General features: G+C 72.4%; 12 protein-coding genes. 7 read left to right on the top strand and 5 right to left on the bottom strand.

Translation table 11 applies throughout. The features are described from left to right. The first annotated feature begins 152 nt into the window (after positions 1-152). The 7 genes from ACFYRX_RS43790 to ACFYRX_RS43760 are packed head-to-tail and all read left to right on the top strand — an operon-like array spanning position 153 to position 8,051. Positions 153-1,250 (top strand): ADP-ribosylglycohydrolase family protein, encoded by a 1,098-nt coding sequence (locus ACFYRX_RS43790; protein ID WP_389112630.1) that lies wholly within the window; start codon positions 153-155, stop codon positions 1,248-1,250. Positions 1,251-1,282: 32 nt separating this feature from the next. Next, positions 1,283-2,554 carry an ADP-ribosylglycohydrolase family protein gene (locus ACFYRX_RS43785; protein WP_389112629.1) on the top strand — a complete coding sequence of 424 codons (1,272 nt, stop codon included), beginning with the start codon at positions 1,283-1,285 and terminating at the stop codon, positions 2,552-2,554. A gap of 8 nt (positions 2,555-2,562) precedes the next feature. Beyond that, positions 2,563-3,801, top strand: coding sequence for an ADP-ribosylglycohydrolase family protein (locus tag ACFYRX_RS43780; protein WP_389112627.1), 1,239 nt, complete (start codon positions 2,563-2,565; stop codon positions 3,799-3,801). Then, a complete protein-coding gene (locus tag ACFYRX_RS43775) occupies positions 3,789-5,150 on the top strand; it encodes an ADP-ribosylglycohydrolase family protein (protein WP_389112626.1) in 1,362 nt (453 codons plus the stop codon). Before ACFYRX_RS43780 ends, ACFYRX_RS43775 begins: the two co-directional genes overlap by 13 nt. Further along, positions 5,147-6,040 carry a ribokinase gene (rbsK, locus tag ACFYRX_RS43770; protein WP_389112624.1) on the top strand — a complete coding sequence of 298 codons (894 nt, stop codon included), beginning with the start codon at positions 5,147-5,149 and terminating at the stop codon, positions 6,038-6,040. The genes ACFYRX_RS43775 and rbsK overlap by 4 nt, the downstream gene beginning before the upstream one ends. Then, positions 6,037-7,227, top strand: a complete 1,191-nt coding sequence (locus ACFYRX_RS43765; protein WP_389112622.1) for a CaiB/BaiF CoA transferase family protein — start codon at positions 6,037-6,039, stop codon at positions 7,225-7,227. Before rbsK ends, ACFYRX_RS43765 begins: the two co-directional genes overlap by 4 nt. Then, positions 7,224-8,051, top strand: coding sequence for an HpcH/HpaI aldolase/citrate lyase family protein (locus tag ACFYRX_RS43760; RefSeq protein ID WP_389112620.1), 828 nt, complete (start codon positions 7,224-7,226; stop codon positions 8,049-8,051). Before ACFYRX_RS43765 ends, ACFYRX_RS43760 begins: the two co-directional genes overlap by 4 nt. 61 nt (positions 8,052-8,112) lie before the next feature. Here ACFYRX_RS43760 and lgt read toward each other — a convergent pair whose 3' ends face one another. From lgt to trpM, 5 genes are all read right to left on the bottom strand, one after another. Next, a complete protein-coding gene (gene lgt, locus ACFYRX_RS43755; protein WP_389112618.1) occupies positions 8,113-9,093 on the bottom strand; it encodes a prolipoprotein diacylglyceryl transferase in 981 nt (326 codons plus the stop codon). A gap of 115 nt (positions 9,094-9,208) precedes the next feature. Then, positions 9,209-9,988 carry a DsbA family protein gene (locus ACFYRX_RS43750; RefSeq protein WP_389112616.1) on the bottom strand — a complete coding sequence of 260 codons (780 nt, stop codon included), beginning with the start codon at positions 9,986-9,988 and terminating at the stop codon, positions 9,209-9,211. 91 nt (positions 9,989-10,079) lie between these two features. Beyond that, positions 10,080-10,904, bottom strand: a complete 825-nt coding sequence (trpA, locus tag ACFYRX_RS43745; protein ID WP_389112615.1) for a tryptophan synthase subunit alpha — start codon at positions 10,902-10,904, stop codon at positions 10,080-10,082. Then, the gene (gene trpB / locus ACFYRX_RS43740; protein ID WP_389112613.1) at positions 10,901-12,184 is read right to left on the bottom strand and encodes a tryptophan synthase subunit beta; all 1,284 of its coding nucleotides are present in this window, start codon (positions 12,182-12,184) and stop codon (positions 10,901-10,903) included. The genes trpA and trpB overlap by 4 nt, the downstream gene beginning before the upstream one ends. 105 nt (positions 12,185-12,289) lie before the next feature. Next, positions 12,290-12,445 (bottom strand): tryptophan biosynthesis modulator TrpM, encoded by a 156-nt coding sequence (trpM, locus tag ACFYRX_RS43735; protein ID WP_389112687.1) that lies wholly within the window; start codon positions 12,443-12,445, stop codon positions 12,290-12,292. Positions 12,446-12,467 lie beyond the last annotated feature (22 nt).

Genomic DNA, 12,467 nt, shown 5'->3' with positions numbered 1-12,467 from the left:
TTCGAATGCACAGACGATCGCCATATCGCTCATATGTCGACCGGGTGATGCTGACGTGTCGGAGGCTCAGGTCAACCGCCGATGGTGGGACACATGCGCAAACGATTCCGCTCGCGCGCGGAACACCGTCTGTCCTTGTGGAGAGGCCGCGTATGGCATCGATCGCCTGCATTCCCTCGGTCCCGGCGCCCCAGGACGCCGCCGAGCTCCGCGAGCGGGCCCGCGGCGCCCTGCTGGGCCTCGCGGTCGGGGACGCCCTCGGAGCCCCCGCCGAGAACATGAAACCGTCGGAGATCCGGGCCCGCTGGGGCCGTATCGAGGGCTACGTCGTGGACGAGCCGGCCGGCACCGACGACACGGAGTACGCGATCTTCTCCGGCCTGCTCCTGGCCCGCCACGGTTCGGCCCTCACCCCCTCCCATGTGGAGGCGGCCTGGCACGAGTGGATCGCGGACCGCGACGAGGGCCCGTTCCGGGGCGCGGGTTTCAGCGAGCGCGGCACGCTGGAGAACCTCCGCCGTGGCCTCGCCGCCCCCATCTCCGCCCAGCACCGGCACGCCTGGAGCGACGGCCTGGCCATGCGGGCGGCCCCCTTCGGGGTCTTCGCCGCGGGCCGCCCCGCCGAAGCCGCCCGCCTGGTGGCGATCGACGGCTCGGTGAGCCACGCGGGCGAGGGCATCTACGGCGGCCAGGCGGTCGCGGCGGGAGTGGCGGCGGCGATGGCGGGCGCCCCGACGATCGCCGTGGTCGCCTCGGCGCTGGCGGTGATCCCGGACGACAGCTGGACGGCCCGCTCCCTTCGCCGTGCGGTGGCGGTGGCCCACCGGGGCGAACGCGCGGTCCGCTCCTGCGTCGTCATCGGCGGCTACCCGTGGACCGACCTCGCCCCGGAGGCGGTGGCCCTCGCCTTCGGCGCCTACGCGGCGGCGGACGGCGACTTCCGGGAGGCGGTGCTGACGGCGGTGAACATGGGGAGGGACGCCGACACCACGGCCGCGGTGGCGGGCGCACTGGCCGGCGCGACGAGGGGCGCGTCGGCCATCCCGGCCGACTGGGCATCGGCGATCGGCCCGGCGAGAGGCAGCTGCCTCCCCTCCATGGCGGGCCATCACGTGCTGGACGTGGCGGAGTTGCTGGTGGCGGGCGAGGACGGAAAGTGGGACACGAACGGCCTCGCACAGGAGTGGCCCCCACCGGACCCGGACGCCTTCGCCCTGGCGGCGGGCGACGAGTCGGGAGCGGACCGGTGAGGCCGCCGGGACCATGGGGTGAGACGTCAGGCGTGACGCAGCCGCTCGAACCTGCGGCCGCCGACGGTGTTCTCGCCCCACAGGGGCCACCCGCACCCGACCACGAAACCCGCACGGGTGGTGCGGGTGGGAACCCAAGGGCCGAAGGCGAAGCCGAGGACACCACGACATCCCGGCCGCCACAGGACAGGCCCGAAAGAACCGTCGGCCTCCTCCTGGGCCTCGCCGCAGGCGACGCCGCCGGCTGGCCCGCCGCCCGCCACAGAGCCGCCCGCATGCCCGACTGGACCCGCCGCCTCACCCGCGAACTCGACACCTTCGCCGAACAGAACGCCACCACCACCCTCCCCGTCCCCATCGCCCTCAACCAACCCCCTGAGCCCCTGCGCCTCGGCCCCTCCGACGACGCCGAATGGGCGGCCTTCACCGCGGAGGCCCTCCTGCGCGCAGGCGACGACACCGCCCTCGGCGACCTGTCCCGGGAACGCCGTACGAGAGCCGCCATCGACCTCACCTGGAACGCCCTCGCCGCCGAAGTGGCCGCCGCGGCGGACCGCGCCCCCGAGATCGAGTCCGCCGTCCTTCCCCTGCGCGCCCGCATCTCCGTGCGGGCCGGACTGGGCAACCTCGTCGCCGGCCTGCGACCACCCGCCACCGGCCACGACAACCCCCACTACTTCGACGACGCGGCCTGCGTCCGGGCCTGCGTCCTCGCCGTCGCCCACCTCGGCGACCCCCGACTCGCCGCGGATCTCGCCGAGTTCGACGCCCGCTACACCCAGGACGGCGACGGAGTGCACGGAGCGAGAGCGATGGCCGCAGCGCTCTCCCTGGCCCTGACCGGCGCGCCCGTCGGCACCTGTGTGACAGCGGCCCTCGCCGAACTCCCCGAGGACACGGAGATCGGCCGCAACGCCCGCCACGCACTGCATCTCGCCCGGTCCGCCGACAGCGCCTTCGCCCTGATCCCCGCCCTGGAACACGAGATCGTCGACCACGTCTACAGCTACGGCATCGCGGCCGCCGAAACCGTCCCCGTGGCCCTCGCCCTGGCCACCGCCGCACAGGGCCGTATCGCCGAAGCGGTCCCGGCCGCGGCCTGTCTCTCCCGGGTCGCGGACTCGGCCCCCGCCCTGGTGGGCGCCCTGACCGGCGCGCTGGGCGGCGCCGCCGCGATCCCCGCCTCCTGGCGGGCCACCTGCCGCACCCTCTCCGGCTGCGCCCTCCCCCGCCTCACCGGTACGGACCTCGTGGAACTCGCCGGACTCCTGGAAGCCGCACAACCGCCCCTCCCAGGGGGATGATTCGGGGCATGACGCCCAAAAACCCAGAAACCACAACGGAAGCCGAACCAGAAACCACACCGCGAACCGAAGCAGAACCCGAACCTGAGTACAGCCTGGCCGACCGCATCACCGGCGCCCTCGTGGGCGCGGCGGTCGGCGACGCCCTCGGCGGTCCCGTCGAGGGCTACTCCCCCGACCAGATCCTCCAGCGGCACGCCGGCCGTGTCCACGGCATCGTCGGCCCGTGGAACGGCGACTCCTGGCGCACCGCCCGCCCCATCGCCCCGTACCACAAGGGCGACGGCCACGTCACCGACGACACCTTGATGACCCACGCCCTGATCAGGGTCTACGACCGGGTCAAAGACCACCTCGACGCCTATGCGATCGCCGACCACCTGGTCCCCGACCTGATGACCAACCCTCGCTGGATCCCGGAGCTGGAGGCGGAGGCCCTGCCCCTGCACCGCATCTTCCTCGCGGAGAAGTGGCTGGTCACCCGCCTCCACTACGGCCACGTGGACCCCCGGGAAGCAGGCGTGGGCAACATCGTCAACTGCGGCGCGGCGATGTACATGGCCCCGGTGGGCCTGGTCAACGCGGCCGACCCACGGGCCGCCTACACGGAGGCCCTGGACATCGCGGCCGCCCACCAGTCGTCGTACGGCCGGGAGGCGGCGGGTGTCTTCGCGGCGGCGGTCGCGGCGGCGGCGACACCGGGCGCCACCCCGGACTCGGTCGTCGCGGCCTGTCTGTCCCTGGCGAAGGACGGCACCCGTACCGCGATCGAGCAGGTCTGCGAAGTGGCCGCCCGGTACACGGACTTCGAGTCGGCGCTACGGCCGCTGCGCGAGGCCGTGTCCCCCTACGACACCGTGGGCCCCGACTACCGCGCCCCCTCCCTGGGAGCCCGCCGCCCCTCCCGTCTGCACGCGATCGAGGAACTCCCCGTCGCCCTGGCCATGTTGCTGGTGGCCGGCGGCGACTACCGCCAGGCGGTCCTCGGCTCGGTGAACTACGGCAGGGACTGCGACTCGACCGCCACGATGGCCGGCGCCCTGTCGGGAGCCCTGGGTTCCCCGGTCCCGGAGGACTGGTCCAAGGCGGTCGCGGAGGCCAGCCGCCTGGACCTGTGGGAACCGGCGAGGGCCCTGACGGCCGTCACCCGGCAGATCTTCGAACAGGACGTACGCCGCCGCAGAACCCACGAGGCGGCGTTCGCGAGCCTCGAAGGACCGATCGGAGGCCCGGGATGCTCCGACTGACCTGGGTCCAGCCGGAGGACCTCATCGGCCACGAACTCCGCCAGGCCTCCCAGGACGGCCGGGAACCGTCGGCGATCGCGGTGAAGTGGAGGTCGGCGGGAGGAAGGGAAGCCCCCTTGCGAGCGGGGGCCTCCACAGAGCCGGCCTCCAGATACCTGCGGCAACTCGCGGAGGACCTGCTGGACGAACTGGCCGACCTGCCCAGCAGGTCGGCCGAGTGCGAACCGACGGATCTGACGAGAATCCGGAACCTGTGCCCGGACTGGCCCGCCCCCACCCCCGCGGCGCCCCCGCCCGTGCCCGCGCTGGAAGCGGCCTGGCTGGGCCGGGCGGTGGGCTGCCTCCTGGGCAAACCGGTGGAGAAACTCCCTCTGCAGGCCATCCGCCAACTCGCCGAGTCCACCGGCAACCGGCCCCTGGCCACCTACTTCACGGCCAAGGGCGTCCCCGCCGAGCTCCTCACCGCTCACCCCTGGAACCGCCGGTCGGCAACCACCTCCCTCGCCGAGAACATCGACGGCATGCCCGAGGACGACGACCTCAACTACCCCTTGCTGAACCTCCTGTTGCTGCAGCGCCACGGCAGGCACTTCACCACCGCGGACGTGGCGAGGCTCTGGCTCGACGAACTCCCCGCCGGCCGCACCTTCACCGCCGAACGCATCGCCTACCGCAACCTCCTCGAGGGCCTGGAACCCCCGCGAACGGCCCGCCACCGCAACCCCTTCCGCGAATGGATCGGCGCACTCATCCGCGCGGACGTCCACGGCTGGACCAACCCCGGCGACCCGGCCGCCGCAGCCGAACAGGCCCACCGCGACGCCACCCTCACCCACACGGCGAACGGCGTCTACGCGGCGATGTTCACGGCAGCGGTGATCGCCGAGGCCGCCTCCGGCACCACCGACATCCACGGCTGCCTCCGCACCGGACTCACCGTGGTCCCCCCGAACTCCCGCCTCACCAAGGCGATCACCCACGCCGTCCGACTGGCCGGGCAGCACGACGACTTCGACCAGGTCGTCGACGCACTCCACGCCACCCACGCCGACACCCACCACTGGGTCCACGCGATCCCCAACACCGCGTTGATCGCCGCCGCCCTCACCCACGCGGACGGCGACTTCACCGGCTCCATCTGCCGTGCGGTGAGCGGCGGTTGGGACACCGACTCCAACGGCGCCACGGCGGGAAGCATCGCCGCCCTCCTCGCCGGCGCCCCCGAGCACCTCCCCGACCGCTGGACCGCCCCCCTCAAGAACCGCCTCGCCACCTCCGTCGCCGACTTCGACGGCACCGGCTTCGACACCCTGGCCCACCTCACCCACCGGGAGGCTGCCCGCCCATGACCCACATCGCCGTGCTCGGCAGCACGAACATGGACCTGGTCACCTACGTCGACCAGGCACCCCGTCGCGGAGAAACCGTCACCGGCAGAGAGTTCCGTACGATTCCCGGCGGCAAGGGCGCCAACCAGGCGATCGCCGCGGCTCGCGCCGGCGCCACCGTCTCGATGATCGGCGCGGTCGGCAACGACATCTTCGGCGCCCGCCTGCGCTCCACCCTCGAACTGTCCGGCGTGACCACCGACCACCTGCGCACCGTCGAGGCCCCCTCCGGCACCGCCCACATCGTGGTGGACGACGAGGGCGGCAACTCGATCGTCGTCATCCCCGGCGCGAACGGCACCGTCGACCACCTCGCCCCCGGCGACGAAGGCCTGATCGCCTCCGCCGACGCCCTCCTCCTCCAGCTGGAGATCCCCCTGGAAGCGGTCCTTGCAGGCGCCCAAACGGCCCGGGCGCACGGCGTCCGGACGATCCTGACGCCCGCCCCTGCCCGACCCCTGCCGCCCGAACTCCTCGCCGCCACCGACCTGTTGGTCCCCAACGAGCACGAGGCCACCACCCTGACCGGCCGCAGCGACCCGTTCGCCGCGGGCGCCGCCCTGCTCGACCGCGTCCCGCGCGTGGTGATCACCCTGGGTGCGGCGGGCAGCCTCTACCTGACCCGGGACGCCGAACCCCTCGTCGTCCCGGCACCACAGGTCACCGCGCTGGACTCCACCGGAGCGGGCGACACCTACGTGGGCGCCCTCGCCGTCGCCCTCGGCGAGGAACGGCCGATCCGGGAGGCGATGACCTGGGCCGCCGCGGCGGCCGCACTCTCCGTCCAGCGGGAGGGCGCGTCGGCCTCGATGCCGTACCGCTCCGAGATCGAGGCCCGGTACGCCTCATGACCCGGGCACCCCTCACCGGCCTCCGCGTCCTCGACCTGGCCACCCTGTTCGCGGGGCCACTGGCCGCCACCATGCTCGGTGACTTCGGCGCGGAGGTCGTCAAGATCGAGCACCCCACGAAACCGGACCCCTCCCGCGGCCACGGCCCCTCGAAGGACGGCATCGGCCTGTGGTGGAAACTCCTGGGCCGCAACAAGCGCACGATCACGCTCAACCTCTCGACCCCGGGCGGCCGGGCCACCTTCCTGCGCCTGGTCGGGACCGCCGACGTCGTCGTCGAGAACTTCCGCCCCGGCACCCTGGAGAAGTGGGACCTCGGCTGGCCGGAGCTCTCCGCCGCCAACCCCCGCCTGGTGCTCACCCGGGTCACCGGCTTCGGCCAGTTCGGCCCCTACGCCCACCGCCCCGGCTTCGGCACCCTCGCCGAGGCGATGAGCGGCTTCGCGGCGATCACCGGCGAACCGGACGCGCCCCCGGTCCTGCCCCCGTTCGGCCTCGCCGACTCCATCGCGGGCCTGGCCACGGCGTACGCGGTGATGACGGCACTCGCGGCCCGCGACCGCTCCGGCGAGGGGCAGGTCGTCGACATGGCGATCATCGAGCCGATCCTGACGGTCCTCGGCCCCCAGCCGACCTGGTACGACCAGCTCGGCCACGTCCAGGAGCGCACCGGCAACCGCTCCGCCAACAACGCCCCGCGCAACACCTACCGCACGGCCGACGGCAGTTGGGTCGCCGTCTCCACCTCGGCGCAGTCGATCGCGGAACGCGTGATGCGCCTGGTCGGCCGCCCCGAGCTGATCGACGAGCCGTGGTTCGCGACGGGTGCGCAGAGAGCGGAACACACCGACGTGCTCGACGAGGCGGTCGGCTCCTGGATCGCCGAACGCCCCCGCGACGAGGTCCTCGCGGCCTTCGAGAAGGCGGAGGCGGCGGTCGCCCCCATCCAGGACATCCGGGATGTGATGGACGACCCGCAGTACCAGGCCCTCGACACCGTCACCACCGTCGACGACCCCGACCTCGGCCCCCTGCGCATGCAGAACGTCCTCTTCCGCCTCTCCTCGACCCCCGGCGCGATCCGCTGGGCGGGCCGCCCGCACGGCGCGGACACCGAGCAGGTCCTGACAGAACTGGGCCTGACCGGCGCCGAGTTGAGGACCCTGCGCGAGGAGGGCGCCGTATGACGGCACTCACCTGGCTGTACGTCCCCGGCGACCGTCCCGAGACCGTCACCAAGGCCCTGGCCGCCGGCGCCGACGTCGTGGTCATCGACCTGGAGGACGCGGTCGCGGCGGACCGCAAGGAGTACGCCCGCGACGCGACGGCCGAACGCCTCACCGACCCCCAGCCGATCCCGGTCCACGTCCGGGTGAACGCCCTCGACGGCCCCCTGGCCGCGGCGGACCTGGCCGCGATGGCCCCCCTCCCCGGCGTCCGCGGCCTACGCCTCCCCAAGGTCACCGCCCCCGGCCAGATCACCCGCATCGCCCGGGCGACGACCCGGGCCGGAGGAGACGCCCCACCCCTGTACGCCCTGCTGGAATCAGCCCTGGCCATCGAGCGGGCCTACGACATCGCCACCGCGCATCCCGCCCTGCGGGGCATCGCACTCGGCGAGGCGGACCTCCGCGCCGACCTGGGCCTGCGGGACGACACGGCCCTCGACTGGCCGCGCTCCCGGGTCGTGGTCGCCGCGCGAGCCGCGGCCCTCCCGCCCCCGCCCCAGTCGGTCCACCCCGACACCCGGGACCTGGACGGCCTGGCAGCCTCCTGCGCCCACGGCCGCGCCCTGGGCTTCCTGGGCCGAGCGGCGATCCACCCCCGCCAGCTCCCGGTCATCGAGCGCGCCTACCTCCCCACAGCGGAGGAGATCGAGCGGGCGGAAACGATCCTCAAGGCGGCGGAAGCCCACCGGGGAGCCCAGGCCCTCCCGAACGGCACCTTCATCGACGCGGCGGTGGTGGCCCAGGCCCACCGCACCCTGTCCCTGACCCGGCGCCGCCGCTGACATACGGCGAGGGCGCCCCGGGATCATTCCCGGGACGCCCTCGCCGACGTACGACAACCCGTCAGGTCTTCTTCGCGGACTCGGTCTCGGTCTTCTCGGCCTCGGCCTCGTCGTCCTTCGCCTGGGCGTCCTTCACCTCGGCGGAGTCGGCCTCGGAAGCGGATTCTGACTCGGACTCGGCCTTCTCGGCACCATCGGCCTTCTCGGCTTCTCCGTCGGCATCATCGGCACCCGGTTCGACCACGGTTTCGCGACCCGGCCGCTTCTTCGCCGAGATCACGAAGTACGTCACCGCGAGCACGAACACGATGATCGCGGTCCAGACGTTGAGCCGGACCCCGAAGATGTGGTGGGCGTCGTCGATGCGCATGTACTCGATCCAGCCGCGCCCCGTGCAGTACGCGGCGACGTACAGCGCGAACGCCCGTCCGTGCCCCAGCACGAAGCGGCGGTCGGCCCAGATGACGAGGAGCGCGACACCGACGCACCACAGCGACTCGTACAGGAACGTCGGGTGGTAGTAGCCGGGTACCCGGCCGTCCGTGGAGGACGTGATGTGCAGGGCCCAGGGCAGGTCGGTCGGCTTGCCGTACAGCTCCTGGTTGAACCAGTTGCCCCAGCGGCCGATCGCCTGCGCGAGGGCGATACCGGGTGCGAGGGCGTCGGCCCACGCCGGCAGCGGGATGCCCCGGCGGCGGCAGCCGATCCACGCGCCGACCGCGCCGAGCGCGATCGCGCCCCAGATGCCGAGACCGCCCTCCCAGACCTTGAAGGCGTCCACCCAGTCGCGGCCCTCGCTGAAGTACAGCTCGTAGTCCGTGATCACGTGGTAGAGGCGGCCGCCGAGCAGACCGAACGGCACGGCCCAGACCGCGATGTCGGCCACCGTGCCGACCCGTCCGCCGCGGGCGATCCACCGCTTGTTGCCGAGCCAGACGGCAACGAAGACGCCGATGATGATGCAGAACGCGTAGCCACGCAGCGGGATGGGACCGAGGTGGTACACCCCGTGCGACGGGCTGGGAATGTAGGCAAGTTCCATGGCAGGGTCGACGCTACCCTGCCGAGCCGGGCCAACGGCGGGCGGCCCGGCAACGGGTCCATAACAGGAGGGTGTGAAAACCCGCCCGCGTCCTCACCCCCCGCCCCGCCTTCCGTCACCCCTTGTTGGCGGCTTCCACCTGCTGCTTCAGCTTCGCCGGGGTCATCGTCCGGTCCTGGTAGATGTTCTTGCCGTCGAGCAGCACGGTCGGCGTGCCCGAGAAGCCGCCGGTACGGAAAGCCGCCGCGGACTTGTCCACCCAGCTGTTGTGGGTGCCGTTCTCGACACAGGCGCGGAACGTCGCCGTGTCGAGCCCGTCGACCTTCTTCGCCAGTTCGAGAAGCTTCTCGTTCTTGGCGTAGTCGTCGCTCGTCTCCTCAGGCTGATTCTCGTAGAGCACGTCGTGGTAGCCGGGGTACTTCCCGGCGTCCTGGGCGCAGGCCGCGGCGTTGGCCGCGTTGCGCGACCCGGTGCCGCCCATGTTGCCGTCGATGATCGTCGCCAGGTGGTACTCGACCTTGAGCTTGCCGGACCCGGTCAGCTCGTGGATCGCCGGGCGGTACGCCGTCTCGAACCCCTTGCAGGCCGGGCAGCGGAAGTCCTCCCAGACCACGAGCGTCGACTTGGCGCCCTCCTCGCCGACCGGAATGGCGAGACTGTCCTGTCCGTTGGCCCCGGACGGCGCCACGACCGGGCCCGAAGTGTCCTTGCCGTCCTTGTCCTTGCCGGCGTTCGCCGCGACGACACCGATCACCGCCGCGAGACCCAGGACGCACACGACACTCGCGCCCACGACGAGCACCCGGCGCCGCTTCTCCGCGGACCTCTGCTTCTCGCGCTCCTCCGCCAGCCGCTCGCGGGCGGTGCGCTTTCCCTCACGGTTCTTCTCGCTCACACCCGCAGAACGAACCGGGGAGGCGCACCGCGCCTCCCCGGTCCCAGGTCCACCCGTTCGAGTGACCGGATGTTCTGTTATGCCAGGCGCGTCACACCTGTCGGCGCACGCCCTTCGCCAGCTCTCCGGCGAGTTCGCGGACGCCCTCCACCCCGGACTTGTCGTCCGGCGCGTCCAGCATCCGCTTCACGAAGGCCGAGCCGACGATCACGCCGTCGGCGAACCCGGCCACCTCGGCGGCCTGCCGGGCGTCGGAGACCCCGAGCCCGACACAGACGGGCAGATCGGCACCGGCACCGGCGGCCCTGGTCCGCTCGACCAGGTCCTGCGCCTGCGCCCCGACCGACTCGCGGGTACCCGTGACGCCCATCAGCGAGGCGGCGTACACGAACCCGCTGCCCGCCGCGGTGATCTCGGCGAGCCGCGCGTCCCTGCTGCTGGGCGCGACCACGAAGACCGTGGCGAGCCCGTGCTTGTCCGCGTGCTCCCTCCACAGCGCCGACTCCTGCACGGGCAGGTCGGGCAGGATGCAGCCCGCGCCGCCCGCCTCGGCGAGCTCGGCGGTGAAGCGCTCGACGCCGTAGCGGTCGATGGGGTTCCAGTACGTCATCACGAGGACCGGCTTCCGGGTGGCCTCGTAGGCCTCCTTGACCGTCCGCATGACGTCCGCGATCTTGACGCCGCCGCGCAGGGCGATGTCGTCGGCGGTCTGGATGACCGGGCCGTCGAGGACCGGGTCGCTGTGCGGCAGACCGACCTCGACGATGTCCGCGCCGCCGTCGAAGACGGCCTTGATCGCCTCGATGCCGCCGTCGACGGTCGGGAACCCGGCCGGGAGGTAGGCGATGAGCGCGGCGCGGCCCTCCGCCTTGGTGGCGGCGAGGGTGTCGGACAGCAGTTTGATGGTGCCGCTCACTTCGCGTCCCCCTCGATCTCAGCGGTGTCGGCGGCGTTCGCGGCCACCTCGGCGTCGGTGTCGTACAGGCCGAAGTAGCGCGCGGCCGTGTCCATGTCCTTGTCGCCGCGGCCGGACAGGTTGATCACGATCAGCCCGTCCTTGCCGAGTTCCTTGCCGACCTCCAGGGCGCCGGCCAGCGCGTGGGCGCTCTCGATGGCCGGGATGATGCCCTCGGTGCGCGACAGCAGGCGCAGGGCCTGCATCGCCGCGTCGTCGGTGACCGCGCGGTACTCGGCGCGGCCGGTGTCCTTGAGGTAGGAGTGCTCGGGGCCGATGCCCGGGTAGTCCAGACCGGCCGAGATCGAGTACGGCTCGGTGATCTGGCCCTCCTCGTCCTGCAGGACGTAGGACCGGGAGCCGTGCAGGATGCCGGGCTCGCCCGCGGTGAGGGTCGCCGCGTGCTCGCCGGTCTCCACGCCGTGCCCGGCGGGCTCGCAGCCGATGAGGCGTACGTCCGTGTCGGGGATGAAGGCGTGGAACAGGCCGATGGCGTTGGAACCGCCGCCGACGCAGGCGACGGCCGCGTCGGGGAGCCGGCCCGCGCGCTCCAGGAGCTGGCGGCGGGTCTCGACGCCGATGACGCGGTGGAAGTCGCGGACCATGGCCGGGAAGGGGTGCGGACCGGCCACCGTGCCGAACAGGTAGTGGGTGCGGTCGACGTTGGCGACCCAGTCGCGGAAGGCCTCGTTGATGGCGTCCTTCAGCGTGCGGCTGCCGGACTTCACGGCGATGACCTCGGCGCCGAGCATGCGCATCCGGGCCACGTTGAGGGCCTGGCGCTGGGTGTCGATCTCACCCATGTAGATCGTGCACTCGAGGCCGAACAGGGCGCAGGCCGTGGCCGTGGCGACGCCGTGCTGGCCGGCGCCGGTCTCGGCGATCACCCGGGTCTTGCCCATGCGCTTGGTGAGCAGGGCCTGGCCCAGCACGTTGTTGATCTTGTGGGAGCCGGTGTGGTTGAGGTCTTCCCGCTTCAGGAAGATCCGTGCGCCTCCCGCTTCCGCGGCGAAACGGGGGACCTCGGTGAGCGAACTCGGGCGGCCGGTGTAGTTCACCAGCAGGTCGTCGAGCTCCCGGGCGAACTCGGGGTCGTGCTTGGCCTTGTCGTACTCGACGGCGACCTCGTCCACGGCGGCGACGAGGGCCTCCGGGATGAACTTGCCGCCGAACGCGCCGAAGTAGCCCTCGGCGCTGGGGATTTGACCCTCGGGGTCGGGAATGAAGAACTCGCTGGGCATGACTGAACCTCACGGTGAGTTTGGGAAATACCTAGTCGCCGTGGGGGCGGGGTGTGTAAGACGGCTGACGGCCGCCTGTGGCTTGTCGCGCAGTTCCCCGCGCCCCTATAGGGCGCGCTGCCATCGACGGCCGTTCACCTGCCCGGGTTCGTCACCGATGACGTACCTCACCCTGCGGCCGTGCACCCTTCTCGCGGGCGCACGGCAGCCACGGGGACGGCAACCGCGCGCGAGGCGCGCGTGCCGGTCCGCGGTCGTCATGGTGATGGTCATCGGGCCAAGC

Source organism: Streptomyces sp. NPDC005374 (assembly GCF_042872225.1).
Lineage (GTDB): Bacteria > Actinomycetota > Actinomycetes > Streptomycetales > Streptomycetaceae > Streptomyces.
The sequence above is the reverse complement of the archived record's forward strand: the minus strand, read 5'-3'. Positions and strand labels throughout refer to the sequence as shown.